The sequence below is a fragment of the Wolbachia endosymbiont (group A) of Udea olivalis genome, from assembly GCF_964028365.1.
In the GTDB taxonomy this organism is placed as follows: domain Bacteria; phylum Pseudomonadota; class Alphaproteobacteria; order Rickettsiales; family Anaplasmataceae; genus Wolbachia; species Wolbachia pipientis.
This window is the reverse complement of the sequence record NZ_OZ034773.1, coordinates 98,003-123,526: the sequence shown is the minus strand read 5'-3', so window position 1 is coordinate 123,526 and position 25,524 is coordinate 98,003. Positions and strand designations below refer to the sequence as shown.

Here is a 25,524-nt window from a genome sequence, read left to right as displayed (position 1 = left end):
ATGTTATTAAGATATGTTGTCAAACTCACCAATTAAAGTTTTTATATCTTGCGGTAAATCAGAGACAAATTCCATGTATCCCTTACTTTTGGGGTGATATAAGCCCAGTGTATAAGCATGTAGTGCTTGTCTATTGAAATTACGAATAAAACTAGAGTTTTTAGCATATTTTGTGCTTTTACTACTATTTTTTCCATAAACTTGATCACCAACTATGGAATGTCCTATGTGGCTCATGTGGACTCGAATTTGGTGTGTTCTGCCTGTCTCTAAAGTGCATTTAACGAGGCTTACTTGTCCTATAACTTTTTGCACTAAATAGTGAGTGATTGCTAATTTGCCTGTGATTTTTGTTACACACATCATTTCTTTATTACCGCGTTTGGGAGCAATGTTAGTTTTTATCGTGCCTTGCTGAGAAGATAATGTTCCCCAAACTACTGCTAAGTATTCCCGCTTTATTTTGCGATTCGATAACAATTCAGACAAAAAACTATGGGCTGCTTCATTTTTTGCAATTACCATTAGCCCACTAGTATCTTTATCGAGTCTATGAACAATTCCTGGTCTTACATTAAGGTGAGCGATAACTGCGTTCAAAAGCGTATCATTGTTTGTCCCAGCACCTGGGTGCACTGTTAATCCACTTTGTTTACTCAGAACTATAATATCCTCATCTTCATAGACGATATCAAGTTTTATGTCATAATTAGGCTCAATTGATGTGGATATGTCAGGTTGAACGAGATGTACTATATACTCTTCACCTGGTTTTACTATGTGATCATTATTAATTATCGGTATGCCAAGTAATTTCACCTGCTCATTTTGTATCAATCTTTGAGCTTTACTGCGTGATATGTTGCATTTTTCAGCTATATAGGTGTCTAACCTTAATTTCTCTTTATCATTATTAACACTTAAGGTTATTATTGAGTGATCTATAGTGATTTACCCCGCGCCATTTCCCATGCTGCTTGAACATTTGGGTCTGTAAACATTGTTGCACTAGACTCAATTTGCAGATCACCTTGTTTTTTAATATGGCAAATTGTTTGAGAGCCATCTTTCCAGTAGATTGTAACTTTATTATCAAAATCTCGTAATGTTGCCTCAACCTTTTTTTCTTTATTATCTTTTTCTTCCAGCTTAATAGATTCTAATAAATAATATAGAAAGTCACTTGGTTTGCCGTTGATTTTTTCTTTCCATTCATCTGTTTTTTCTTGTTCAGATTTTTTTTGCTCTAACTTTTCCTTCTTTTGCTGCAGCTTATTTTGTTCTGCTTCCAGCTCTAACTTTCTAACTGTGTCACGTAGTTCTTTGACTTTATTTTCTAATACTAATAATTTATTAGTATTATTTCCATTGTTAGCTTCTAAATCAGGCGTACTTGGTTGAGCTTGCTTCTTTTTTATTTCTTCTAATTCATTCCTTACTACGTTTAATTGCTTCTTCAATTCCGTTTTTTCCTTTTCTGTATCCTCTTTTAACTTTTTTAGCATGCTAAGGAACTCGTTATTATTAGACTGCGTAGTTGATTGAAGCCAGCCTACAAAGCGGCTTGGTTCAAATCGTTCAATTTTATCTTCAGCAATTTTAATAGCATTCTCTAACCTAGAAAAAGTACCTTCAATATCTAGTGAATGTGCTTTTTTTGTCAATTCTTTAGTGTTATTTAAAACTTCTGAAATTTCTGCATGTAGCCAATCTAAATCTTTTTTGATGTCTTCTCTGATTTTTTTTAGGTGATCAAGCGTTTCTTTAATGTTAATATTTGCAGGCTTTAAAAGACTATTATCAAGTAAATCGCAAGCTTTTTTAAGGTTACTGTCAAATGAGTTGCAAAGCGGACTAAGTAGTTTTTTCATTAGAGATATTAGTTCATTTTCCCTTTTACCAAGCTTATTTTCTACTACTGATACAATCATGCCCTTTCCAGACCAGTATGGAAATAGAAGACCTAAAGAACTGTGTTTTCTAATAGTATGATTTTCATGATCCACGCTATTACTTATTAGATTGCTAAGTGTTGATATGATGCATAAAAGAATAGCGACTAATAAAGCTATTAATATTATTGGAGCATTAATGGATTGTGATATTGCTGAAACTACTATAATAGTACCAAATACATATGATCCAGTAAACAAGAGAATCCTATTTCTATTTTCTGCTTCTATATCTTCTAGTATTTCTCTCTGCGTCTTAGAAATTGGTAAAACTATTGAAAGCTTTTCCCCCTTTTTATCTAAATTTGTTACAATTTCAATTTTTTCGGCTTCTTGAACAATCTGGCTGTACTGTTCATCAACTTGATAGTTTCCTACTTTTTTATCTATCTCATTCTCTTTTATTTTTTGTGTATTTATAAAGTTTATAACAGCAGTAAATAAGAGAACTATAAGAGGAATAAAGGCAAGAGGTGCTGGCGTGAACGCAAACCCAGCAATACTTACTGTAACAGGCTGAATAGAAAAGGCAGTAAATGCTATAAGAGTAGCAATGGTACTTGCTATCGATATAGTACCAGAATACTTTCTTATAGAGCTCAAAATTCTACTGGGCTGGTCAGAAAGTTTTCTAAATCCTAAAAAATCAAAATAGTCTTTGAAAGGATCTTGAGTGTCTGTAACCATAACATTTTTCTAGTTTAAACTTATTTAGGTATACATTAACCAAACCTTAAAATCAAGTTTCTTAATTTTTCAACATGTGCCAAGGCCTATTGGAGCGCACTGTATTAATCTTTACGTAACGATTTGTTAACCAAACAGAATGTGTGCCATACGTTTCTAGATCAGCATGTTTAATAATTTTAGCGTTGCAAGCTGAATAGTCAAACTCACTTAATTGAATTGTTAAATCAACTTTATCACAATTTTCTGAAATATCTTCTTTTTTATAAGCTAGCAGCACTAATTTATTATTTCCTTTATTATATATGCAGCCATACTTTAGTCTTTTATCTGGATTGCTATATTTTGTATGATTCAAAATTTGGTTCTGTCCGTTTTGCTTTGCCCACGTTTTGATAACAAAATTTCTGCTTTTTCTAGTGAGAGAATATAGTAAGTTATCACTCTCCTTTGCAGCAACATTATCAGCATTTATTAGGATGTCGGGGGTTTTATATGCAGCGCTAAAGCAAATACCTAGTACAATAAAAAAAAATCCCAAAAAACGCCAATTTCTTTCCCACAAGCACAGCCACAATAACCCAAATGTTATTATAATAATTGATGAGGCAGGAAAAGTACGAATGGGAATAACCAAATACTGAAGACTAGCGATAGCGTTTGTTATATACAAAATGCTGTCAATTGGGCGCTCTATAAGTGGCGCTATAATCCACTCAATACCCAAAGGAATCAAAAAAACATAGATTATTCCAAGTGGAATAATAATTAATGTAACTATCGGTATAGCAACTAAATTTGTGATAATGCCACTAATTGAAAAATAATTAAAATTATATATCGTATACGGAACAGTTGCTAAACTTGCTATTACTGAGCTGATCATTATCGACACAAAATATTTCATTATTTTTATTTTGAATAATTTGTTGGCATTGATCTGATAACTGGCAACCAGTGCCAAAACAGCAGAAAATGACATCTGAAAGCCAGGCTTTAAAATTGCTTCTGGTTCTACTGAGAGTATCACTGAAGCAGCAAACGCAATTGCTATTAACCCTCGATATTTTCTCTCTATCATTATTGCAACGAGTACTAAAATCACCATGATGTAGGCACGCTGAGCAGAAATTTGCATACCGGTAATCAACAAATAAAACGTGGTTGGCAAGATAGTAAGGAATGCAGATATTTTCTTGGTGTTATACTTAAGAGTCAAAGTTTCAGATATTGCGAATAAATTACGAAACACTACAAAAAACAGACCAGCAACGAATGATAAATGCAAACCAGATATGGCAAACAAATGTGCTATACCTGAATCTCGTATCGCGTCCATAGTTTTTTGATCTATGCCATCTTTTTTACCGATCAGTAATGCAGAGATTATATCCGCATGTGGTTTCTTGATATTTTGCTGCAGGTTTTCATAAATGTATTGACGGAAAGATTCTATATATTCTTGAAATTTCCTTGCTTCAGCCTTTTTGTGCAGGGCTATTTTGCTTGTTGCAAAGCCTGTTGCACTTATTTTCTGGTAATATGCTATTCTTGCAAAATCGTATGCATACTCCGAGGGCGCAATCTTTAGAGGGAAGAGTTTTGCTGATAATTTTACTTGATCGCCTATTTTAATGCCTTTTTCCACTTTGGTTCTAACTGATATTCTGATGTTATCTAGAGCTCTATCCGGTGTCATTCCAGCGCGTGACGCTGGAATCCATATCTTTTTTTTCTGGATCCCAGTATCAAGTACTGGGATGACAAAAGGGGGCGCTGGGATGACAGGAGAGGATTTTGAGATAGTAGGGGATTTTTCAACAGAAAGCAGAAATTGTTTATATGAGCCCCTGTCGTTAATATCCTTCACTGTGGCAACGATATCTTTTACATATCTCTCTTTATCAAGAATTTGAGTATCAACTAAAGCTGTTCTTAATTTACTAGCTGTAAATCCTATGAGCACTGCTATTAAAGCGATACACAATATCGCGTACCTTTTATACAATATTGCAATCAAAATTAGTGTGGGTAAAAGCAAAAGAAAAATAGATATGCAGCTTGGTTCAAAACTTAGGGAAAAATAGGTTAGAATTCCTACACACTGAAAAACAGGAAACCACAGTATCAAGTTATATTGTTCATTGCGCAGATTGTTACGTATATAACTAACTATTATGTCAAGAAAAGTTAATAAGTGTGTCGATATTTGCATGTGGTGAAATTTTATTTTTCTTTTTTCATTATTTGTATATATAATAACTAAATAAGCAACGACGCGGGATGGAGCAGCTCGGTAGCTCGTCAGGCTCATAACCTGAAGGTCGTAGGTTCAAATCCTACTCCCGCAACCATTTTTAAGGATATAGTTGTTCCACTTTCCAATCGCTTCCCTCAACAAGAGTGTATCTAAATCTAATATGCTTCCTATATTCACCTTCTTGCCAAAATTCAATTACTTTTGGGATTACGCAAAATCCCACCCAAAAATCAGGACGAGGGACCTTTTGATCATAAAATTCTTTATTCTTCAATTCAATAGCTTGCTCAAAATCTTGCCAATCTTTCAGAATGCTCGATTGTTTTGAGCACCATGCGCTAATTTGACTATCACGTGCTCGAGAAGAGAAGTATTTGTCAGTTCTTTCATCGTTTAGAAGTTTAACCTCTCCTTCAATTCTTACCTGCCTAGAAAATTCTATCCAGTGAAACACTAACGCAGCTTTGGGGTTCTCAGTCAATTCTTTCCCTTTTTTACTGTTTACGTTAGTGAAAAACACAAAACCTTCTTTGCTATATTCCTTTAGTAATACCACTCTTGCAGATGGAATACAGTCTTTGCTACAAGTTGCTAGCGTCATTGCAGTTGGTTGTTCACACGGAGAATTAAGTACTGCTTTGTACCACTTTGAAAACAAATCAAATGGATCTTTTTCAAGTGAAAATATCATATCAAAAAATAAAATCTTAATTCTGGCACGCGTTGCAAAAATAAGTGCTACGGCCATTTTGTCGTATAAGTGTTATGATATTATTGCAAATCTTGCAAGGTTTTTGAACTTTACCATATACGTAAAAGTTATTTTGAAAGTATCCAGCAGATCCAGATGGCTGTGCATAATCTTTCAGTGTTGAACCGCCTGCAGCAATTGCATCACTCAGAGTATTTTTTATTTCAGCAGCAAGTTTTTCGCACTCTCTATAGGTCAAGTTTTTTGCTGACCTGAGTGGTGATATACAGGCTCTAAACAAGCTCTCAGAAGCATATATGTTGCCTACGCCAACTATTGATTTATTGTCCATTAACGCTGATTTGATATTCACTTTTTTGTTTTTCAGCAACTCCTGTAAATAGTCTCCACTGAATTCATCCGTGAGGGGCTCTATTCCAAAATCGCTAAAAAAATCCGTTTCTTGTTCTTTATTTAAAACGATAACTAATCCAAATCTTCTTGGGTCATTAAAAATTATTGAAGTATTGTCAGAAAATAAAAATACCACGTGATCATGCTTATTCCGCATTTGATCGTGGTCAGCATATATAAGCTTTCCGCTCATGCCAAGATGTATGATTACAGCCACACTACCATCTGTATTCCAGATGGTATACTTACCTCTACGCTTGATGTTGCGTATGACTTTGCCCTTTAGCATATCATCAATATTTTTTGTTATTGGGGCACGTAAATTCCAATTATTCACTATAACATTACTGATTTGCTTGTTTTTAATTTTATCAAGCAAAAAATTAGAGATTACTTCCACTTCCGGTAGTTCTGGCATGATACCTCCTTCAAAACTTAAGTTTCTGATGGTAATTTTGTCGTTCTCAAATACATTCGAGTATTCTGCGGTGCTTTCTCCTAAAAATTCCTCACCACAAACGAGTTTTGAAAGGGTTCTCTGTCTACTCTGTTGCTGCTTTTTTCTTTTCAAAATATTTTGCTTTAAAGCTTTCGCTAATCTTTTTTTCTCCTCTTCTTTTTCCTTATTCTTTTTTGTGTTATTCATTATCATAATATATAAACTTGCCGTTGTAGCTCAGGTGGTAGAGTACGTCATTGGTAATGACGAGGTCCCAAGTTCGAGTCTTGGTAACGGCACACTGATTATACTTATAATATTGCATAACTTGTAAGCAAGGCTTAGAAGAAAGTTACAGAGGTAAGTTGTCATGCTTTTTCCATATCCTTTCTACCTTCTTGTTTTTGAGTAGCTCTAATGCTTTACAAAAGTGATACCTTGTTTTACTTGGCACTATAATGTCATCAATGTATCCATATGATGCAGCAAAAAATGGGTTAGCAAATTTTTCTTTATATTCTTTAATTAACGTTTGCTGATCTTTTTCGTGTCGAAATATAATCTCAACTGCACTTTCAGGGCCCATCACAGCTATTTCAGCAGTTGGCCAGGCATAATTTATATCACCTTTTAGATGTTTCGAATTCATAACAATGTATGCACCACCATACGCTTTTCTAGTGATAAGGCTAATTTTCGGCACGGTCGCTTCAGCGTAAGCGTAAAGCAGTTTCGCTCCGTGTTGTATTATATTATTGTATTCTTGATTTGTACCCGGCAAAAATCCTGGAACATCAATAAGTGTGATGATCGGAATGTTAAATGCGTCACAAAACCTTACAAACCTCGCAGCTTTTCTTGAAGAATCAATATCCAAACATCCTGCAAGGTGCATAGGTTGATTTGCAACAATACCGACAGTATTTCCTCCAATTCTACCAAAACCAGTTATGATATTACGAGCAAAATCAGGTTTCAGTTCAAAGAAATTCCTTTCATCACAAACTTTTTCAATGAGTTCATACATATCATAAGGAGTATTAGGATTGGTAGGAATTAGAGTGTTTAAGGATTCATCAATGTCGTCAACATCATTACAGATTGGTGCAGATTTTGGTGATTCTTGATTATTTGCTGGTAAGAAAGTAAAGAATTCACGCATTTTTAGCAGCATTTCAACATCATTATTGAATGCAAAATCCGCTACTCCTGTTTTGCTTGTATGAATTTTTGCTCCACCGAGGTCTTCGAAACTTACATCTTCGTAGGTAACCTTTTTTACTACATCTGGCCCGGTTATAAACATATATGAACTGTTTTTCACCATGAAAGTAAAGTCAGTTAATGCTGGGGAATAAACTGCACCTCCTGCACATGGGCCCATAATTAAAGAAATTTGTGGTATAACACCCGATGCATTTACGTTTCTTTGAAAAATTTCTCCATAACCAGCAAGAGAATTTACTCCTTCCTGAATTCTGGCTCCACCAGAATCATTTAGTCCGATAATTGGAACTCTGGCATTAATTGCCATATCCATAATTTTGCATATTTTTTTTGCATGTGACGCACCAAGTGAACCACCAAAGACAGTAAAATCCTGAGAATAAACAAAAACTTTTCTGCCATAAATAGTACCATGACCAATCACTACCCCATCACCTAAAAAATTAGCATTTTGCATGCCAAAATCATTTGCATGATGTTTTACGAATTTATCGTATTCTGCAAAAGAACTTTCATCGAGCAATATACTGAGCCTTTCTCTAGCAGTTAATTTCCCTTTTTCATGTTGTTTGGTAATCCTGTCAGAACCGCCTCCTTTTTCAGCTTCTAGTGCTTTGGTTTTTAGATTTTCTAGTATTTTAAAGTCTTGCATACAATAAAGTAGTTTTCAAATTAGTTGTAGACTTTATTAAGTTTACAAACCCTACTAACTATACACATACACTATTGCTATATGCAACAATGTATGTATGATAATTGTTAATGCTCTGGTGATTCATGGTCACTACTTTGAAAATGTTGCGATGTGTCAACACTTTTCATATTAGAAAGAGGTGGACTAACTGCACTGCTTTTTGTTTGTGCAAAACTTTTAGCAGCTTCAACAACCTTGCTTATACGAGGTTCTTTTTCTAGCTCTTTTAGGTACTTTGAGAAGATTTCACAACTTTTGTCATCCATATGTACCATTATTTTACCAAAACTTTCAGCTTTTTCAGAAGATAAAATCATTTCGATCTTTTCATCGCCTACCCTAAAGGTCATTTTTACTTTGCCTTGCATATCATGATATTGCCAGCTTTTTATTCAGATTAGATTATCTCCTTCTCCTATTCGCAATGCACCATATTCTAAGTCCTTAAATTCCGGGGAGTTCATAAATTTTGCAGGAGTGATCACACTTTTTTCTGGACACTGTACATAATAAAATTTATTATCTCTTTCTACTACAATTTCTTTTTTTTTGTCATTTTCAATACTATCACTTACAATTTGTTTTAGACGTGACAAATATTCGCCGCGTTCTTTCAGTATATCTTCTGGCAATAATCTCCGAACTTCTTGGCTCACATCAGTGCCTGTTGAAACTAGATTAAACATTTCTAACATAAGAGGCCGTAGTTTTTCTTTTCCAGTCTCAGTAACATTTTTATCTTGCTCCATGAGGTGGTATAAGATCAGTATCGAATAATCTATTATTGATGACTTTTTTCTCCTTGGAATACATCAACACTAAACATGACCTTGTGCTTTTTTGCATCGTCTATAGATTTTTGAAGTCTCTTTGCTATGTTTTCGATAGCTTCATCATTAGGTAAGTGTTCAGGCAATGGCGTCAACTTAAGGAAAAATATCAGCGATAGTGTATAAAATTTCTCTCTAAATTTTTTATCATTAAATTATCCAAAGAGTGCAAGGGACAGCACTTTTGTTTCTGTTTTATTTCAACAAAGAAGTCTAAAATGTGTCCTTTTTAGGTGAAATATGCAAAAAGGAAAAAACCTTATTCTACAAATTAAAAATATAATATACTCGAAAACTTTTCAGAAAATCCATTGTGTTGAGTTTTACACGAACAAGAAAACTTCCTTTTTCGACAGTATTTTCTATGATTTTAAAGTTAGTTAAAAAAAGTTTGGGAATAGAATGTGAACTTATGGAGCCATTGACATGTACCCTCAAAGCAAGCTTTTTCTAAAGCAAGGTATAAGATTTGCCATACAGGCTTTCAAGAATTTAAGCATCCAAACAGCCTATCAGGATGAACCTGAGTTGGAGAGGCTATAGACTTATTGCAGAAGATGGTTCTGGTATGAGATTACCCAGCTCTGGGGAAATTGTATCCGAGTTTGAACCAAATGGAACAACAGGCACCATTGGCAATTTGTTTGTTGATTTGTGTACTTCGCTAATTTGTAGTGCTCGTCTTGCAGCTTGGAATATAGGTGAACAAACGTTGGCGGCAGAGCAATTACCCGAAGTTATCACTCAAATGCGTTTATTAAATCAAGAGAAATTATTATTTATCTATGATCGTCTTCAGTAAAATTCATTCAGCAGCATTATGATTTGGAAGTAGATTTTATTTTTCGCTTGCAAAAAAGAAATTATAGTAAGCTATGGGAACGCTGGCGAATTAGATTTTGATTTTATATTAGAAAATGAAAAGCTAAAAAATAAAATGAAAGGACAGAAAGTAAGAGTTATAGTGCTGACATTAGCCAACTGAGAAACAGAGTTTTTGACCGAGACTTTGGAGCAAAGCTTATGTGTTAAGGTGGCACATAGAGGAGTGCTATAAACGACTCAAAGTAGGAGCAGAGTTAGAGAATTTTTCTGGAGAGGCTGTATTACAAGAATTTTGGGCAAACTTGGTCATGTGCAATATATTATCGCTTCATATGTGTGATGCACAAGGGCCTTGGAACCCAGATCAAATTACTGAGTATCGTTTAAATTTTTCAGTTTTATTTGGTGTAATGAGGCAGAAACTCTATCAGGTACTTATTGCGCCAAAAAACTTTCAAGCCCTTTTTAAGTATACGCGCTAAAGTTAAAATCCGACCGGGACAGCCGCAATAAAGTAGATAAGCCTAAACGCCATCATGTCTTTAGGAGAGTTTGCTAATGAAAGTTCTTAAGTTGACGTCATTGACTGTTCCGATTCGTTATATGACATAAGAGCATCATATATTTCATGCAATGTATTTGAGATGTTTTTTTCCATATGTTGATTAATATGCCCATATATTGTCGTCTCTTCCGAACACTCTGTATCTTTATGTATATGATTTTGTTGCTTTAATTCTTCTCTATCTACACTCTCTATTTGCTCTGACACTAGCATAACTACCCCATATTTTACATAACGAAATAAAAAAATTCTAACTGTAGTATGCTTATATAATCTACGAAGTCAATAGTTAAATTGAAAAGTTTCGGTTATAATTTACTTCATATAGAACATGCCCTTGAATTATGCTAAAAATCGCCATAGTAGGCCTACCAAATGCTGGAAAATCGACCCTATTCAACAGATTAGTAGGAAGAAAAGCAGCAGTAGTGAGTAACATTCCAGGAGTGACAAGGGATAGGCGAGAGGGAATGGGGAGAATTAGCGATTTGGAGTTTAAAGTTATAGATACAGGAGGATGGAACGACCAAACTAATTTTTCACTACAAGTTATTGAACAAATCGAATTTTCTTTATCCAATTCAAACATAATTTTCTTTCTTGTTGATGCAAAAGTGCAAAATGAGCGAAATGAAGAGTTTGCAAAGTGGCTGAAGAGAAAAATAAATAAACCTGTAATACTAGTAGCAAATAAATGCGAGAGTCATAAATCCGAAAATGTTGATTATTTGCAGTTTTTTGATTTTCTTGGCCCGGTGTATATCTCTGCCGAGCATAATCTTGGCATGGTTGATCTTTATGATGCATTAGCTGGTGTTATTGAAAATTTTAACGAGAACACTGAGTTACCTAACAATGAACTGAGTAGGCTGAGGATCGCGATCATCGGCCGTCCGAATGTTGGAAAATCAACTTTTTTAAATGGTTTACTTGCAGAAAACAGACTAATAACAAGTTCAGAGCCAGGTACCACACGTGATTCTGTGGATATTACATATGATCATGATGGAGAGTTAATTACTCTAATTGACACTGCCGGAATCCGCAGAAAGGCGAATGTTGTAGATGGCTTAGAATCAAGATTTGTTGAGAAAAGCATGGAATCAATCAAGCGCTCTCATGTGGTAGTTTTAATGCTAGACTCCCTAGTTGGTATTGAGCAGCAGGATTTATCAATTGGTGAAGCTGCAATTAAGGGAGGGAAAGGGATTATTGTTGTTTTAAATAAGTGGGATTTAATAGGTAAGGATGACAGAAGCAGGTTAATAAAATTTGTCAAACAACAGGAAGTAACCAGGTTATTCTTGGAAGTGCCAACTATAACAATTTCTGCGTTAAAAGGCATGCGCTGCGGTGATGTGATAGATAAGTGTCTTGAAGTGAGTGAATCCTTGAACAAGAAGATCAGCACTGCAAAACTGAATAAGTGGCTCATAGATGCTGTAGGAAAACATTCTCACCCTCTTGTAAAAGGCAAAGCAGTTAAAATGAAGTATATCGCTCAAATTGGTACTAAACCTCCAGCTTTTTCTTTGATATGTAACATACCTGAAAGTGTTGATGAAAGTTACAAACGCTATTTAATTAACGATCTCAGAAAAAATTTCTTTGCAGACGGTGTGCCAGTTAGATTGCTTTTGAAAAAAAATAAAAATCCCTATGTAAAATGAATACTCTGCTTTATACTTTCAGGGATAATTTACTTAAAGTTATGTGTAATAATTCCAGAATTCCTGCAATCTTTCTGCTGTCGAGTGCCGCTGCTCTAATTTTTGCATATGTGCTAGAATATTTTTTCAACATGCTGCCATGCAAGTTATGTACATACGAGCGAATAGTTTACTATATCGCCGGATTACTTGCAGTAGCGTGCATGCTTAAAGACAACAAAATTCTAATCTATGCAATGTTTTGCAGCTACCTCATAGGTGCAGTAATATCTTTTTATCATATAGGTCTTGAACTCCACTTATTTCATGATGTTTTAGGTTGTACAGAGCAAGCAAGTGGTAACGTTAGTATAGAAGAGCTCAGAAATAATCTACTAAATCCTAATTACTCTCCATCTTGTGACAGACCTCATTACGTTCTAGGTGTTTCCTTAGCAACATGGAATCTAATTTATCTCATAGTAGCTCTGTTCGTATCAGGTAAGGTGTATTGTGGAGAAAGAAAGAAATCTAAATAATTTAAGGTACAGCAACAATCAGTTCTTGCAACAGGCAATTAGAGTAGATCACGCTGGAGAATATGGAGCTATTTGCATTTATTCTGGTCAAAAATTTATTCTTAAGAAATCTTCTATAATCAATGAAATAATTGAAATGGAAGAGCAGGAAAAAAAGCATTTTCACTATTTTAATGAGAAAATCAAAGAGCAAAAAGTTCGTCCTACTGTTTTGTTGCCTGTTTGGCGTGTTTTAGGAGTGTCGCTTGGCGTTGCAACTGCCATTATGGGCAAAAAAGCTGCTATGGCTTGCACTGCTGCAGTTGAAGAAGTTATCGGGGAGCACTACAAAGAGCAAGTTTCACATTTAGAAGATGGGGAATTAAGAGAAACTATAAGTAAATTTCGCGACGAGGAGTTAGAGCACAAAGATATTGCAATTCAGCACAATGCTGAAAGCGCATTTGGCTACAACATTTTATCATCATTCATAAAAACAGGCTGCAAAACTGCTATTTACTTGTCTAAGTTAATTTAACTAAGCAGCTTTCTTAAAGTGTTTTAAATGTTCTGATAACAACAGAAACCAGGAAGGAATTCAAGTGTAACAATTATTTTATAACTATATTTACATATCACCATTATTAATAAATAATTAGTATTTGTAAATTAAATACATCTAAAGTATAGACTGCAAAGGAGGCAAAAGTGCGTTTTAATTTAGAAGAGGGAAATGCTCTTATGTAATACCTGCCACAGGTTCACAACTGTACGAACATTCATTTTTGAAGGTAAATTGCACAGCAAATGGTGTCATTCCAGTCTGGAATCCAGAAATTTTGCTTATAACTGAGCTGATAAGCTAAAGGTAATTGTCTTACACTAAAACAAACGTTTTTAATTAAGTTGCATAGAACCAGTGTCTGGGCACTGGGATGACACCCCACTGGTGGTCCAAACTACAACGTTCGTACAGTTGTGGATTCCAGACGGCTTTGTTGCATCACACTTTATGAGATGGTGATTTATGGTAAATTCATGTAACTATCTCAAATTTAGCCATACCAATATCAGTGAATTTATTAAGCAAATAGCATTTGATTAGCAGTTCTTTTTCTCGATTTATCTCAGATTTATTCCTCAAACTAAATCCGAATATTTGCTTTAATCTTGAGAAAAACCCTTCAATATAAGATCTTTTCCCATAATTTACTTCTTTTTTCCATTCTTTCATGCCATCTTCACCGTATAATTTTATTAACCTAATAGCAGCATTCCTGTCAGACATATAATCTATTTCTGGATGTTCTGCCGCATTGTTTATTGGTGGAATTTTTGTCTTTATATCATATTCGTTACACAACTTATAAAACTTGTGCCTATCACATGCTCTATCTGCATATAGTGCTTTTATGGCATGCTGAAAATCAACTTCTTTTAGCAAATCACAAGCTCCATAGTGATCAGAGTAGACACCGTTACTGTATTTTACAGCTATGGCTTTTTTGTTGTTTATATTCAACATTACGTGCAATTTTCTCGTTTGCTCATAGCCACGATATTTTCTGTCAGTGCTATTTTCCTTGCTGTGACCAGGAGTGTTGTTGTATATACTAATTCCTGTACTGTCTATAGCAATTTCGATATCTTCCATATTATTTTCTGCAATCATTTATCTTAATATTAAGTTTCTTAAACCTTCTTGATGCTTGTGAATAGCTGATAACTGCCAAATCTCTTCCTATTTGTTGCAAATACCCTTTTATAAACCCGACTGTTTGTCTTAAACCAATTCTAAAGAAACTGACGATTATATGCACCAAAATCACAACTTTATCACTATAAATATAGTTGCCGCCCTGCATTTTTGGACAATTCTCGTACCAATTTTCTATGGCGTCATTGATATAACAAAAAATGCTTCCTCTTTCTTGGAGAAATTTGTTATATTCATGGCAGTTACTGACTCTCATTTTTTGTGGCATATTTTTTCTTCAACAGTTAAATGGCTATTTATAATGAATTTTGTCAGTAACTGCCAGTTCTTTTCACTTGAGCGATGCAACAAAGCCATTCCAGACTGGGATGACACCCTACTGATGGGCCCAAATCACAATGTTCGTACAGTTGTGGGTCAGGCTATAGGATGACAGAAATTGACTTTATTAGCTATAGGTGGTATGACACTCAGTCAATTTAAGTAAGCAGATGATCTTAGCTACAAAAGTATTTTTTACCTCATTTGTTTTTGGGTTTATTCTTTTTCCCTATTTTATAAAGCTTCTAAAAAAAATAAGCAAAGATGGGCAACCAATTAGATCATGTGGACCAGAAAGTCATTTAATAACAAAAAAGAATGTACCACCTATGGGCGGAATAATAATACTGACTTCTTCTTTATTACCAATTTTACTCTGGGTTCAGTTAACACCAGAAATTTTGCTGCTGATATTGATAACTCTATTTTTTGCTCTACTTGGATTTATTGATGATTATTTAAAATTGAAGACAAATCACTATCGAGGTTTAAGTGCAAAAACCAAAATACTTATTCAGTTTATTGTTGCTCTGGTTGGTGTGTTTATACTTAAGCTATACTCTGCTGAATGTTTTACAAAAACGTCCCTATTTAAAGGAGTAATAATAGATTTTGGCTATCTATATGTTCCGTTTGCTGCGTTTGTAATTGTCGGCTCTTCTAATGCTGTGAATCTCACAGATGGTTTGGATGGCCTTGCTGCAACTCAAGTCATCACTTCCTTTGCTTTTTTGGGGCTAATTGCATATATAACTCAAGCAGATATGAATATTACTTTATTCTGCATTGCATTTATAGGAGCTATTCTAAGTTTCTTGTGGTTTAACACACATCCAGCAAAAATATTTATGGGTGATGTTGGTAGCTTGTCGGTAGGCGCAGCCTTAGGGTTAACTAGTGTCCTAATTAAAAGAGAAATGCTTTTTGCCGTTATTGGAATAATTTTTGTAATAGAGACTCTATCTGTTATTATTCAGATATCATATTTTAAATATACAAAGTTTAAATATGGAGAAGGAAAAAGAGTTTTCCTTATGGCACCAATGCATCATCACTTTGAAAAGAAGGGATGGTCAGAAAATGTAATCGTTATGAAATTTTGGATAATTTCTATTATCTGTTCAGTTTTTACTATAACTTTCTTATTATAAAAACCTATGAAATACCCAGACTTTACATTAGAAAATAAATTATCAGGAGTGATAGCAGGAGTGGATGAAGTTGGAAGAGGTCCGCTAGCTGGTCCAGTAATATCCGCAGCCGTAGTGTTTATTGATAGAAATACAATTATTGATGGAATCAACGACTCGAAAAAGTTGACTCCTCAATGTAGGCAAGTCCTATATGAAAAAATAATATCCGTTGCAAAATTTGGTATAGGAATGGCAAGCGTAGAAGAAATAAATTCATACAATATCTTGCAAGCAACAAAACTTTCAATGAAACGTGCGTTGATAGACTTGGACCTAGAATTAGATTATGTGCTAGTTGATGGTAATCAACCACCTGAAGTGAAATGGCAAGTGAAATCCATAGTAAATGGTGATAATTTGAGTACATCAATTGCAGCAGCTTCAATCGTTGCAAAAGTTACGAGAGATCGGCTTATGCAAGAATTGCACAATAAGCATCCTGAATATAATTGGTATAAAAATAAAGGATATGGGACAAAAGAGCACCTTAACGCTATTGGCCTTTATGGAATTACAGAACATCATAGAAAAAATTTTGCACCCATATCTCGGGCATTATAGCCTTTACCCTTTTTTGAAAGGTATGGTTTCATTAAATAGGCAAACTGTACTCGATCCATTCCTTAAGGTAAACACTGAACTTACCCTTTCGATTATCAGGTAGTTATCAACTGTACGGAAATTTACTAAAGACTCATATCCTGCAGAATCAACCATAAAAACTGCCGGAAAATCAGAGTTTATTTTATTGAATTGTAGATATGTAAATTTTCCGTCATCAAAAACCTTAATTGGTATTATTGACTGACTACCTTTGACGTGCGAGATGGAATAATTAAAATTTAATCCCTTCTTTACAACTTCAATATCATTGATATCAGGAATAATGGTATGACTAGCTTGTTCGAAGATATCACCGTTATTTGTTGTGTAAATCTCATCACTGCTAAATAGTGGATAAAGAAACCTTACTTCATATGCTAATCTTGGATCATCTAGTCCAGTTGCTTCTTCAGCATGAAGTTCAAAGTAATAAACTCTTTTATTGGTAATTATAGTTGCATTAGTATCAGCAATATCATCTATGGGCTTAATAAACAATCTGTTACCTTGAGGAAGAAGTTGCCAACCAGTTGAATCACCCATTGAAAGGTTTTGTATTATCTCCCCTGGTTCAAACAATATACTGGACTGATAACCATAAAAACCCGTATACTTATGTATAGCCTGTGGGTTATAATTTATTACCTTTATGTGATTATCTCCAGCTATTGAACGTGGCTCCTGTTTTGCAAGTGCATCACTACCACAGAGGAACAATAGTACGGCAAACAGTAAACCAATCATAATATCAAAATGAATTAATCTTCATTTTATCATTAATAGACATGCACTGCAACTGTTAAGGCACTTTCTATACTATAAACCCCAAAGCAAGCGGTAGAAAAGGCAAGAAATAAGGTAAACTCCTTAAATACTTTAGAACTACAGGAGGCTTCACCTGAACGGTTACACTTGGAATCCTGCCATTTTCACTTCGTAAACATACCAAGAATTCTGTCCATTATTCCACCCATGTTTGCTTCAGCTTGAGTATACTCTATTTTACCACCATGCAAGATTAGTTTAATATCTGATCCAGGTGATATATTAACAAATTTACTGCCAACAACTCCACTGCTAGTGATCAGAGCTGAACTATCAATTGGCAATTTTATGTCTTTGCTTATACACATATCGATTCGTGCTACGTAGGTAGCTTTGTCAAGTGATACACCAGTTATGCTTCCAACATCTACACCAGAGATCTTGACACTATCACCAACTCCTATACCGTTAGCGTTAGCAAAAAGACCATATATTTTATAGCAATCCTTATAGTTTTTCTTTATGTAAGATAGCTTATCAATAGCAAAGAAAATCAGAAAAATAGTAAAAATTAATACAAATAATCCAGCGGTTATTTCAAGTATATTTGACCTTCGCATCTTTAGTTATCAGGACTCCAGCTTTTATAGTAATTTTTCACTTTTTGGTTTGGATAGTATGCATCTTTTGTACCCGTTAAATTAGGAGTATGTTTTACTTTTCTTTTTTTATTATTAACTGGTACTACATTATCAGTATAGTGAAGCCATATATGCCATTCCGGAGGCACTGTTGTAGGCTCAGAAACACTGCTATACATAACCCACCTTTTTCCTTTACTTGATTCATAGTAAGAATTTCCATTTTCATCTCTTCCTACAAATTTATCTTCTCTTCGTAATAGGCGTTTTATTGCATTACAAATTTTAGATAACATAAGGGTATTAAAACAAAAAGTATTATATATACTAATACTTTAACGATATATTAACAACAATTTAATGCAATTACCAATCTTACAAGTTATTATCCCAATAATTGCATCAATGTTTTGCTTTCTTGCCAAGAAACACAAGGTATCTTGGTTTATTTCTTTTATTGCAACAACAATCACTCTTATCATTTCATCAATACTACTCATTAAAACATATAAAGGTGAAATTATAACTTATCACCTTGGAAATTGGGCTCCTCCGTATGGAATAGAGTTAAGAATCGACGTGTTAAATTCCTTAATTCTAACCCTAGTGAATTTTATAGCGCTGATTAGTGTGCTTTATAGCTTTTATATTAACGAAAAAGAGATTAGCAAAAACAAAATCACTGGTTTTTACTCTCTATTTCTACTGTGCTTAAGCGGACTGCTCGGGATTCTAGTAACAAACGACATATTTAACCTTTACGTTTTCTTGGAAATTTCATCTCTTTCTTCTTATGTATTAGTTTCAATGGGAAGGGATAAAAAAGCCTTGGTTGCAGCATTTGAATGTCTAATTAGTGGAACAATAGGTGCAACATTTTATTTATTTGGCATCGGGCTCTTGTATTCAATGACTGGAACGCTCAATATGTCTGACATGGCTGAAAGAATAGTTCCATTATACGATAACAACATCATAAAACTTGGCACGTTGTTCATTTTTGTTGGTCTCTCAATCAAAATGGCACTGTTTCCATTAAGCAGGTGGCTGGTTAATGCATATAGTGAGGCGCCAAGTTTCATTAGCATATTCTTTTCAGGCACAGTGACAAAAGTGATGATATATGTTTTCATCAGAATCTTTTATACTGTTTTTCATCAAAATTTTTTCTTGTTTAAGCCGCTACTGGACAATGTGATAATTATCCTCGCACTTTGCGCTATTGTATTTGGGTCGATATTTGCAATAACCGCAAAAGACATAAAAAGACTGCTTGCTCACTCTAGTATTAGCCAAATTGGTTATATAATTTTAGCACTGAGTTTTAACTCAAAAACAGGTGTATTTGCAGCAATTCTTCACATAGTAAACCACAGCATAATAAAAACATCTTTATTTATGGCTGCAGGATGTATTTCTTACAAATTTGATACAACAAAAATAGAGAATTTATCGGGACTCAAGAAATCAATGCCTTATACAGCACTTGCGTTCACTCTATTCAGTTTAGCATTAATCGGTATGCCTTTAACAAATGGCTTTATAAGCAAGTGGTATATAATGAAAGCAATTATCGAATCTCATGCGTGGATTTCCCTTGTAACATTTGCTGCTGGCTCTTTCCTTGCATTGATATATATGTGGAAGATGGTAGAGAAAATGTATTTTGAAAATGATGCAACGTCACGCACTGGAATGACACCGGACAAAATTAATGATGTGCCATTTCCTATGCTTTTCTGTCTATTGTTTATGGCAGCTTTAACAGTAGTAACTGGAATATATAGTACTTCAATTCGGTTAGTAGTTGAGAAGTTGGTTTTTTGATTTTTATCTTTGTTTCATATTTTACTATACTTTAAGGTTATAAGGTCTTTATTGTGGATAGGCTGAAGAAGATTCATTGGTTGTTAGTCATTAACGTGATAGCGCTGTTTTGCGTTGGCATTGTTGTTCAATACTCTTCTGCTGGAGGAAAGTGGGTGCCATTTGCGATTCACCAACTGGTCATATTCTCCTTCTTTTTCCTATTCGCTATAGCTATGTCATTCATAGAGCTAGATTTTTACTTGAAGTACGCCTACTTTTTTTATATAGCAGCAGCGATTTCGCTATTAGCAGTAAATTTTTTTGGCTCACACATAATGGGTGCAACAAGGTGGATAAGAATTGGATCAATTAGTTTGCAGCCATCAGAATTTGCAAAAGTAGGCTTAATACTTGCGCTTGCTCGCTATTTTGATAAGCAGAGTGTATATAAAATGATGGAATTTAAAATATTGCTTAAGGCACTTATAATTATTTTCTTACCCGTGTTCTTGGTGTTAAAGCAACCTAATTTAGGCACAGCTGTGATAATGTTATTTATAGGGATATCAATTATATTCACAGCAATAATAAAAAGATCTCATTCGGTAATATGTGGAACGCTTGGCATTTTTGCAGTACCGGCTATTTGGCCTTTTTTACGTCCTTATCACAAGCAAAGGATATTGTCGTTTTTGGATTCATCAGTGGATCCACTTGGGATAGGTTATAATGCGCAGCAATCTCAGATAGCTATTGGTTCAGGAGGTTTGCTTGGTAAGGGCTTTGTTAACGGAAGTCAAACTCAACTTGGATTTTTGCCGGAAAAGCGTACAGATTTTGCTTTTGCAGTGCTGAGTGAGGAGTGGGGCTTTTTAGGTAGCATGGCTTTAATTTTGCTTTATACCTCATTACTTGGCATAATTTTCTCTATCGCTTATAGGTCGAAAAATTATTTTTCTAAGTCGTTATCTATCGGCATTTTCGCCTTTTTTAGCGCTCATTTTTTTATAAACATCGGAATGACAATGGGCCTCTTACCTGTGATAGGCGACCCATTGCCATTTCTTTCCTATGGAGGAAGTACAACTGCTGCAAGCTTGATATGCATAGGATTATTGCTGGCAATAAAAGCAGATGAACAACAAAATGCTTGTATTTTACCTATGCTAAAGTAAAATTAAACTTTACTTAATAGTTTTTATGCTAGATGAAATGCGTGAGGAGTGTGGGGTATTTGGCATAAGTTGCAACCAAAGTGCTGCTTTTAACTCTATACTTGCTCTCCACGCTTTGCAGCATAGAGGTCAAGAGTCTTTTGGCGTAGCAACCAGTAACAACGATAAGCTGCACTCTTATCACTTTCAAGGTCAAGTGAGCAGCGTATTTGATGATATAGATGAAATAAAGAAATCCTTACCTGGAGATTGTGCAATAGGTCATGTTCGATACTCAACAAGTGGTAGTAAATTTGGAGTGCAGCCCATGTTTGGCAAAAGTGGCAAATTTGGGGGTTTTGCCATAGCACATAATGGTAATTTAATTAATATTTCTCCGATACGCAAACAATTAATTAAACAAGAGTGCGTTTTTCAGTCAGATATTGATACAGAAGTAGTAGTGCATCTGACAGCAAGCGGTGAAAAAGATAGCTTCTTAGAGAGTTTTATATATGCATTAAAGCAAATACAAGGTGCTTATTCTTTTGTGGCAATCAATCAAGAAGTAGTTATTGGAGTACGTGATCCGTCTGGAATCAGGCCTCTTGTTTTAGGAAAGTTAAACGGTTCTTACGTTCTTGCATCTGAAACTTGTGCTCTTGATATAGTAAATGCAGAGTTTGTTAGAGAAATAGAACCAGGTGAGTTAGTCACCATTGATCGAAATGGTAATCTAGCTTCAGCATTTCCTTTCCCACAGCAAAAATCAAGTTTTTGTATTTTTGAATACGTTTATTTTTCAAGACCAGATAGCATAATGGAGAATAGGTCCATATATGATATAAGAAAAGAAATAGGAAAAATACTTGCAGAAGAGAGCCCACCAAAAAACAATGTAGATATGGTTGTACCAATACCTGATTCTGGAATACCTGCAGCTATTGGATATGCAAAGCATTCAGGATTACCTATGGAACTGGGAATAATTCGTAATCATTACATAGGAAGAACTTTTATACAACCAACCGCTGAAGTACGTAAAGTTAGAATAAAATTAAAATTCAATGCTAATAAGCACACTTTGAAAGGTAAAAACATAATTTTAATAGATGATAGTATAGTGCGTGGTAGTACGTTAACAAATATAATAGTTATGCTAAAGGATGCAGGAGTAAAAGAGATTCACCTCAAAATTTCAAGCCCACCAATTAAGCATTCTTGTTTTTATGGAATAGATACACCAGAGTGCAAAGATTTAATTGCTGCAAATAAATCTGTAGAGGAAATTAAGGAAGTTATAGGAGTAGATAGCCTAGCCTTCTTGAGTATTGATGGACTATATCAGGCTGTTAAAGGAGAGGTGCGTAACAATGCTACACCACAATATTGTGATGCTTGTTTCACTGGTGATTATCCGATTGGCAAATAATCTACGTAAGATCACTGGAGCTCAGATCTTAAACCGCCAAAATTTCTCTTGGCCTTTACTAATTCCGATTCTCGGGGTGCAAATATAATCTGGTTTGAGGTGAGATTCATAAACACAAAATTTGTGGCTTATAGTAAGGTCCTGTTTGTTATGTTCTTTTGTAATATTTAATCTTTTACACAATATTCCTGGCCCACCTAAATTTGCTTCAAGCGGTTCAATGAGCTTTAATCCTCGTATTAACACTGCTGCTGGGAATCCTTCTGCTTCTGTTACAATATTTAGACAATAGTACATCCCATATATAAAATATACGTACGAAAATCCCGGCATACCAAACATTACTGAAGTTCGATTAGTATAGCCTCTTGCCGCGTGACAAGCTGGGTCATTCATTCCTATATAGGCTTCAACTTCGGTTATTACTCCACTAAAGTTAGAAAATTTAAGGACTTTTCCCAATAACTCTCCAGCTACAGTTAAGGTCGGCCGCTCGTAGAAATTTCTTGGTAGTATTATGTTGCTCATTATAAGAGTATAAGTTACTTGCAGGTGCAAGCAACTTATACTAATTATTACTTTTGTTTTTTCTTACTTACTCATTTGAGCAGCAGGAGCTTGATGCTTTTGTGTTGTGCTCTCTGTTACATCTGTTGAAAGTTGCTCCAAGATTTTACTTCTTCAGAACTTTGTTGTAATTGTGTTTGTGGCAATTGTGATGCTAATGCTTCATGTAAAGGCTTTGCTTCATATTGCCTTCCCACTTTTACTTCTTGGTTTGCACGTAACTGTTCTTCAGTTACGCCATTACCCTCGATGGGCTTTATAGTACCATCATCACTAATGAGGATTTTAATTTTGCATTCTTGTCCATCAACATACCACTTTAGAGCCATTTGATATGATCCATTAGCCACTTCATAAATTCTTGCCCCATCCTTATCAATTTGGCAACGTACCCCCCTTGTTTTTTGGCCAGGTAGTAGCAACGTAACTGTCTTTACATCGTACTTTTTGCACATATTACCACTTAGAATATCATGCAAGTTTACTTCTTTTATATAATCGTTCAGCGCAATTCTTATGACAGGCTTAACACTGTTATCTATATTTTTAGTTTCTCTTAATTTTATAAGCTTTGCATCAATATTTTTAGATATCTCTTCTTCAATTTGTTTAGCAGCTTTGCCTACAATTTCCCGACCATGATATTTGGTCTCCTCAGCAGTATATCTATACATACCATCGCTATTCTTATGAACATGAGGTTTCACTATTACTTTATTAGTAGTATTCGTAGAAGGGTTGTTCTGATCTACAAAGAACCTCTTCCATGTTTCTTCATCATCAAGAGTGACGTACCTACATTTATCCTTATTCGGTATTGACCCAGATACGCTACCAGCAGCAATATTTTGATCAACAATCAAAGATACAGTTTCATTACTATCTAACATATATGCCTCCATTATCCTTAATACACAAATGTCAACATACGAGCATTATCTCAATTAGTCAATATAAATTATGACGTTTAATGTTGAAAGCTCAAATACTCCTTTGCTTGATCGGTTAGAACGCGCCCTCTTGGTGTGCGCTTTACAAAACTAATTTTGATTAAATAAGGTTCTACTGTTTCTTCAATATTGCCAACATCTTCGGATAGCGCAATAGATATGGTGTCAATTCCAACAGGGCCTGAAGTGTTGAATAAAAATCTTAGATAATTCATATCAAGTTTATTGAGTCCCATTTTATCTACACCTAATTTTAGTAATACAGAATCAGCGACTTCATAAGTGATTTTTTTATCATCTTTCACTTCAACAAAATCCCTTATTCTTCTGAGTAACCTCAAAGCAATTCTTGGAGTACCGCGCGCACGGCAGGCAATTTCCCGTGCAGCACCCTCTTCAATTTCAGCAGAAAGAACTCTTGCGCCTCTTTTTATAATATCGACTAGCTCCTCAAAAGAATAAAACTCAAGATGCAAAGGAATGCCAAAACGATCTCTGAGTGGCGCAGAAAGTAATCCAAGCCGTGTAGTTGCTCCAATTAGCGTAAATGGTGGTAGATCTATCCTTAAAGTGCGAGTAGATGGACCTTCACCTACTAATATGTCCAAGCAAAAATCTTCCATAGCAGTATATAAAACTTCTTCGATGCTGCGATTTAATCTATGGATTTCGTCGATAAATAGGACATCTTTTGCATTTAAAGTGGTAAGCACTGCGGCCAAATCTCCAGCTTTACTGAGCAATGGACCAGAAGTTGCGCGGAAGCTGACCCTTAATTCTTTAGAGACAATTTGTGCTAAAGTTGTTTTGCCAAGTCCTGGAGGACCGTATAATAAGACGTGATCTAAGGCTTCAGTTCTCGTCTGTGCAGCGTTTATAAACACTTTTAAATTTTGTATTAAGTCTTTTTGCCCGACAAAATCATCAAGTTGCTCAGGCCTGATGTTGATATTGCGCACATCTTCAGTATATTCTTTACCGCACGATATTGATTTCATAGTATTGAAAGCTCCTTAAGCGCTATGCGAATAATATCCTTAGTGTCCAGATTTGACGATTTGTCTTGTATTTTCTTTATCGTATCATAAGCTTTCACTTTTTCATATCCAAGATTGATCAATGCTGAAAGGGCATCTTCATTAATTGGATTAAAGTTATTGTTATTTATTTCTAGTTTACTCACTTTGCCACTCAATTCAGTGATGATTCGATTTATGAGTTTCAGGCCAAGTCCACTCATCTTGAGTGCTACTTTATCCTCATTCATAATTGCCAAAAATAGCTGTTCTGGAGTTAATTTACTCAAAATTGACATTGCAGTTTTATAGCTAACGCCGCTTACTTTGACAAGCAACCTCAAGCACTGCTGTTCTTCTTCGCTTATAAAACCATATAGCTGAGTAGTGTTTTCTCTGTTATTTGCATAGGTTTCGATAAGTAATTTGATTCTACTTCCAATTGCACAAGCACTTAAAGTTTTGGCTGAAAGATACACCATATAGCCAACATCATTCACATTCAGGATTATGTGATCACTGCGCACTTCATCAACTATTCCGCTTAGATTTCCTATCATTTTTAACACTATATAGAGTTCAGTTTAAATACTCCCGGATCTTAG

27 protein-coding genes, 2 tRNA genes and 1 pseudogene are annotated in these 25,524 nt (G+C 34.9%); 11 read left to right on the top strand and 19 right to left on the bottom strand.

All coding sequences use genetic code 11. The features are described from left to right. Positions 1-6 precede the first annotated feature (6 nt). The 3 genes from ABWU32_RS00610 to ABWU32_RS00600 form a co-directional block, all read right to left on the bottom strand. A complete protein-coding gene (locus ABWU32_RS00610) occupies positions 7-951 on the bottom strand; it encodes an RluA family pseudouridine synthase (protein ID WP_041573544.1) in 945 nt (314 codons plus the stop codon). Further along, positions 942-2,639: a hypothetical protein gene (locus ABWU32_RS00605; RefSeq protein WP_141456661.1), complete on the bottom strand. Its 1,698-nt coding sequence runs from the start codon at positions 2,637-2,639 to the stop codon at positions 942-944. Before ABWU32_RS00605 ends, ABWU32_RS00610 begins: the two co-directional genes overlap by 10 nt. A gap of 61 nt (positions 2,640-2,700) precedes the next feature. Then, complete coding sequence (locus ABWU32_RS00600) at positions 2,701-4,854, bottom strand: ComEC/Rec2 family competence protein (protein WP_015589413.1); 2,154 nt, start codon at positions 4,852-4,854, stop codon at positions 2,701-2,703. Positions 4,855-4,916: 62 nt separating this feature from the next. Here ABWU32_RS00600 and ABWU32_RS00595 point away from each other — a divergent pair. Beyond that, a tRNA-Met gene (locus tag ABWU32_RS00595) sits at positions 4,917-4,993 on the top strand. Positions 4,994-4,996: 3 nt separating this feature from the next. Here the strand turns inward: ABWU32_RS00595 and pdxH are convergent. Next, on the bottom strand, positions 4,997-5,590 hold the full coding sequence (gene pdxH, locus ABWU32_RS00590; protein ID WP_015589412.1) for a pyridoxamine 5'-phosphate oxidase: 594 nt from the start codon (positions 5,588-5,590) through the stop codon (positions 4,997-4,999). Between the two features lie 16 nt (positions 5,591-5,606). Further along, positions 5,607-6,422: a bifunctional DNA-formamidopyrimidine glycosylase/DNA-(apurinic or apyrimidinic site) lyase gene (mutM, locus tag ABWU32_RS00585; RefSeq protein ID WP_015589411.1), complete on the bottom strand. Its 816-nt coding sequence runs from the start codon at positions 6,420-6,422 to the stop codon at positions 5,607-5,609. A 247-nt stretch (positions 6,423-6,669) separates the two neighbouring features. Here mutM and ABWU32_RS00580 point away from each other — a divergent pair. Continuing rightward, positions 6,670-6,742: transfer RNA gene (locus tag ABWU32_RS00580), tRNA-Thr, on the top strand. A gap of 53 nt (positions 6,743-6,795) precedes the next feature. On the opposite strand, the gene ABWU32_RS00575 is transcribed toward ABWU32_RS00580, so the two are convergent. The 4 genes from ABWU32_RS00575 to ABWU32_RS00560 all read right to left on the bottom strand — a co-directional run bounded on the left by ABWU32_RS00575 (position 6,796) and on the right by ABWU32_RS00560 (position 9,280). Beyond that, a complete protein-coding gene (locus ABWU32_RS00575) occupies positions 6,796-8,322 on the bottom strand; it encodes an acyl-CoA carboxylase subunit beta (protein ID WP_015589410.1) in 1,527 nt (508 codons plus the stop codon). A 107-nt stretch (positions 8,323-8,429) separates the two neighbouring features. Next, positions 8,430-8,732: a hypothetical protein gene (locus ABWU32_RS00570; RefSeq protein ID WP_231115838.1), complete on the bottom strand. Its 303-nt coding sequence runs from the start codon at positions 8,730-8,732 to the stop codon at positions 8,430-8,432. Positions 8,733-8,756: 24 nt separating this feature from the next. After that, complete coding sequence (locus ABWU32_RS00565) at positions 8,757-9,113, bottom strand: hypothetical protein (RefSeq protein ID WP_227738564.1); 357 nt, start codon at positions 9,111-9,113, stop codon at positions 8,757-8,759. A gap of 32 nt (positions 9,114-9,145) precedes the next feature. Beyond that, a complete protein-coding gene (locus ABWU32_RS00560; protein WP_255324782.1) occupies positions 9,146-9,280 on the bottom strand; it encodes a hypothetical protein in 135 nt (44 codons plus the stop codon). Between the two features lie 154 nt (positions 9,281-9,434). Between ABWU32_RS00560 and ABWU32_RS00555 the strand changes: the two are divergent. After that, a pseudogene (locus tag ABWU32_RS00555) lies at positions 9,435-10,578 on the top strand (transposase). Positions 10,579-10,587: 9 nt separating this feature from the next. Here the strand turns inward: ABWU32_RS00555 and ABWU32_RS00550 are convergent. Beyond that, entirely contained in the window at positions 10,588-10,797 is a 210-nt protein-coding gene (locus ABWU32_RS00550) for a hypothetical protein (RefSeq protein ID WP_015589377.1), read from the bottom strand. Positions 10,798-10,928: 131 nt separating this feature from the next. On the opposite strand from ABWU32_RS00550, the gene der reads away from it, so the two are divergent. From der to ABWU32_RS00535, 3 genes are read left to right on the top strand one after another with little or no spacing between them, the layout of a single operon-like run. Continuing rightward, positions 10,929-12,254 (top strand): ribosome biogenesis GTPase Der, encoded by a 1,326-nt coding sequence (gene der, locus ABWU32_RS00545; RefSeq protein WP_010963041.1) that lies wholly within the window; start codon positions 10,929-10,931, stop codon positions 12,252-12,254. Continuing rightward, on the top strand, positions 12,251-12,772 hold the full coding sequence (locus ABWU32_RS00540; protein ID WP_015589379.1) for a disulfide bond formation protein B: 522 nt from the start codon (positions 12,251-12,253) through the stop codon (positions 12,770-12,772). Before der ends, ABWU32_RS00540 begins: the two co-directional genes overlap by 4 nt. Then, positions 12,747-13,289 (top strand): demethoxyubiquinone hydroxylase family protein, encoded by a 543-nt coding sequence (locus tag ABWU32_RS00535; protein WP_006279362.1) that lies wholly within the window; start codon positions 12,747-12,749, stop codon positions 13,287-13,289. The genes ABWU32_RS00540 and ABWU32_RS00535 overlap by 26 nt, the downstream gene beginning before the upstream one ends. Before the next feature lie 498 nt (positions 13,290-13,787). Here the strand turns inward: ABWU32_RS00535 and ABWU32_RS00530 are convergent, their stop codons facing one another. Beyond that, the gene (locus ABWU32_RS00530) at positions 13,788-14,423 is read right to left on the bottom strand and encodes a transposase (protein ID WP_265027790.1); all 636 of its coding nucleotides are present in this window, start codon (positions 14,421-14,423) and stop codon (positions 13,788-13,790) included. Further along, positions 14,407-14,736: a transposase gene (locus ABWU32_RS00525; RefSeq protein ID WP_141456678.1), complete on the bottom strand. Its 330-nt coding sequence runs from the start codon at positions 14,734-14,736 to the stop codon at positions 14,407-14,409. Before ABWU32_RS00525 ends, ABWU32_RS00530 begins: the two co-directional genes overlap by 17 nt. Positions 14,737-14,959: 223 nt before the next feature. Between ABWU32_RS00525 and mraY the strand changes: the two genes are divergently transcribed. Next, a complete protein-coding gene (mraY, locus tag ABWU32_RS00520; RefSeq protein WP_007548592.1) occupies positions 14,960-15,940 on the top strand; it encodes a phospho-N-acetylmuramoyl-pentapeptide-transferase in 981 nt (326 codons plus the stop codon). 6 nt (positions 15,941-15,946) lie between these two features. Further along, the gene (locus ABWU32_RS00515) at positions 15,947-16,543 is read left to right on the top strand and encodes a ribonuclease HII (RefSeq protein ID WP_015589381.1); all 597 of its coding nucleotides are present in this window, start codon (positions 15,947-15,949) and stop codon (positions 16,541-16,543) included. A gap of 3 nt (positions 16,544-16,546) precedes the next feature. Here ABWU32_RS00515 and virB9 read toward each other — a convergent pair whose 3' ends face one another. The 3 genes from virB9 to ABWU32_RS00500 all read right to left on the bottom strand — a co-directional run bounded on the left by virB9 (position 16,547) and on the right by ABWU32_RS00500 (position 18,287). Then, entirely contained in the window at positions 16,547-17,329 is a 783-nt protein-coding gene (gene virB9, locus ABWU32_RS00510) for a P-type conjugative transfer protein VirB9 (RefSeq protein WP_015589382.1), read from the bottom strand. Between the two features lie 185 nt (positions 17,330-17,514). Next, complete coding sequence (gene mlaD / locus ABWU32_RS00505) at positions 17,515-17,970, bottom strand: outer membrane lipid asymmetry maintenance protein MlaD (protein WP_007548591.1); 456 nt, start codon at positions 17,968-17,970, stop codon at positions 17,515-17,517. Between the two features lie 2 nt (positions 17,971-17,972). Next, a complete protein-coding gene (locus ABWU32_RS00500; protein ID WP_007548590.1) occupies positions 17,973-18,287 on the bottom strand; it encodes an NADH-ubiquinone oxidoreductase subunit NDUFA12 family protein in 315 nt (104 codons plus the stop codon). 64 nt (positions 18,288-18,351) lie between these two features. On the opposite strand from ABWU32_RS00500, the gene ABWU32_RS00495 reads away from it, so the two are divergent. The 3 genes from ABWU32_RS00495 to purF are packed head-to-tail and all read left to right on the top strand — an operon-like array spanning position 18,352 to position 22,386. Next, positions 18,352-19,818, top strand: a complete 1,467-nt coding sequence (locus tag ABWU32_RS00495) for a proton-conducting transporter membrane subunit (protein ID WP_015589384.1) — start codon at positions 18,352-18,354, stop codon at positions 19,816-19,818. Positions 19,819-19,871: 53 nt separating this feature from the next. Continuing rightward, complete coding sequence (gene rodA, locus ABWU32_RS00490) at positions 19,872-20,975, top strand: rod shape-determining protein RodA (RefSeq protein WP_174516924.1); 1,104 nt, start codon at positions 19,872-19,874, stop codon at positions 20,973-20,975. Positions 20,976-21,000: 25 nt separating this feature from the next. After that, positions 21,001-22,386, top strand: a complete 1,386-nt coding sequence (gene purF / locus ABWU32_RS00485; RefSeq protein ID WP_353278680.1) for an amidophosphoribosyltransferase — start codon at positions 21,001-21,003, stop codon at positions 22,384-22,386. A 21-nt stretch (positions 22,387-22,407) separates the two neighbouring features. On the opposite strand, the gene ABWU32_RS00480 is transcribed toward purF, so the two are convergent. From ABWU32_RS00480 to ruvA, 4 genes are all read right to left on the bottom strand, one after another. Continuing rightward, positions 22,408-22,914 carry a DNA-3-methyladenine glycosylase gene (locus ABWU32_RS00480; protein ID WP_141456676.1) on the bottom strand — a complete coding sequence of 169 codons (507 nt, stop codon included), beginning with the start codon at positions 22,912-22,914 and terminating at the stop codon, positions 22,408-22,410. A 116-nt stretch (positions 22,915-23,030) separates the two neighbouring features. After that, positions 23,031-23,843 (bottom strand): hypothetical protein, encoded by an 813-nt coding sequence (locus ABWU32_RS00475; RefSeq protein ID WP_353278678.1) that lies wholly within the window; start codon positions 23,841-23,843, stop codon positions 23,031-23,033. Positions 23,844-23,920: 77 nt separating this feature from the next. Continuing rightward, a complete protein-coding gene (gene ruvB, locus ABWU32_RS00470; protein ID WP_015589389.1) occupies positions 23,921-24,901 on the bottom strand; it encodes a Holliday junction branch migration DNA helicase RuvB in 981 nt (326 codons plus the stop codon). Then, entirely contained in the window at positions 24,898-25,479 is a 582-nt protein-coding gene (ruvA, locus tag ABWU32_RS00465; protein WP_141456674.1) for a Holliday junction branch migration protein RuvA, read from the bottom strand. The genes ruvB and ruvA overlap by 4 nt, the downstream gene beginning before the upstream one ends. Positions 25,480-25,524 lie beyond the last annotated feature (45 nt).

Coding starts and splice junctions, on each gene's coding strand:
- ABWU32_RS00605 (WP_141456661.1), bottom strand. CDS start 2,639: ATGGTTACAGACACTCAAGATCCTTTCAAAGACTATTTTGATTTTTTA.
- ABWU32_RS00600 (WP_015589413.1), bottom strand. CDS start 4,854: ATGCAAATATCGACACACTTATTAACTTTTCTTGACATAATAGTTAGT.
- pdxH (WP_015589412.1), bottom strand. CDS start 5,590: ATGATATTTTCACTTGAAAAAGATCCATTTGATTTGTTTTCAAAGTGG.
- mutM (WP_015589411.1), bottom strand. CDS start 6,422: ATGCCAGAACTACCGGAAGTGGAAGTAATCTCTAATTTTTTGCTTGAT.
- ABWU32_RS00575 (WP_015589410.1), bottom strand. CDS start 8,322: ATGCAAGACTTTAAAATACTAGAAAATCTAAAAACCAAAGCACTAGAA.
- ABWU32_RS00570 (WP_231115838.1), bottom strand. CDS start 8,732: ATGCAAGGCAAAGTAAAAATGACCTTTAGGGTAGGCGATGAAAAGATC.
- ABWU32_RS00565 (WP_227738564.1), bottom strand. CDS start 9,113: ATGGAGCAAGATAAAAATGTTACTGAGACTGGAAAAGAAAAACTACGG.
- ABWU32_RS00550 (WP_015589377.1), bottom strand. CDS start 10,797: ATGCTAGTGTCAGAGCAAATAGAGAGTGTAGATAGAGAAGAATTAAAG.
- der (WP_010963041.1), top strand. CDS start 10,929: ATGCTAAAAATCGCCATAGTAGGCCTACCAAATGCTGGAAAATCGACC.
- ABWU32_RS00540 (WP_015589379.1), top strand. CDS start 12,251: ATGAATACTCTGCTTTATACTTTCAGGGATAATTTACTTAAAGTTATG.
- ABWU32_RS00530 (WP_265027790.1), bottom strand. CDS start 14,423: ATGATTGCAGAAAATAATATGGAAGATATCGAAATTGCTATAGACAGT.
- ABWU32_RS00525 (WP_141456678.1), bottom strand. CDS start 14,736: ATGCCACAAAAAATGAGAGTCAGTAACTGCCATGAATATAACAAATTT.
- mraY (WP_007548592.1), top strand. CDS start 14,960: ATGATCTTAGCTACAAAAGTATTTTTTACCTCATTTGTTTTTGGGTTT.
- ABWU32_RS00515 (WP_015589381.1), top strand. CDS start 15,947: ATGAAATACCCAGACTTTACATTAGAAAATAAATTATCAGGAGTGATA.
- virB9 (WP_015589382.1), bottom strand. CDS start 17,329: ATGATTGGTTTACTGTTTGCCGTACTATTGTTCCTCTGTGGTAGTGAT.
- mlaD (WP_007548591.1), bottom strand. CDS start 17,970: ATGCGAAGGTCAAATATACTTGAAATAACCGCTGGATTATTTGTATTA.
- ABWU32_RS00500 (WP_007548590.1), bottom strand. CDS start 18,287: ATGTTATCTAAAATTTGTAATGCAATAAAACGCCTATTACGAAGAGAA.
- ABWU32_RS00495 (WP_015589384.1), top strand. CDS start 18,352: ATGCAATTACCAATCTTACAAGTTATTATCCCAATAATTGCATCAATG.
- purF (WP_353278680.1), top strand. CDS start 21,001: ATGCTAGATGAAATGCGTGAGGAGTGTGGGGTATTTGGCATAAGTTGC.
- ABWU32_RS00480 (WP_141456676.1), bottom strand. CDS start 22,914: ATGAGCAACATAATACTACCAAGAAATTTCTACGAGCGGCCGACCTTA.
- ABWU32_RS00475 (WP_353278678.1), bottom strand. CDS start 23,843: ATGTTAGATAGTAATGAAACTGTATCTTTGATTGTTGATCAAAATATT.
- ruvB (WP_015589389.1), bottom strand. CDS start 24,901: ATGAAATCAATATCGTGCGGTAAAGAATATACTGAAGATGTGCGCAAT.
- ruvA (WP_141456674.1), bottom strand. CDS start 25,479: ATGATAGGAAATCTAAGCGGAATAGTTGATGAAGTGCGCAGTGATCAC.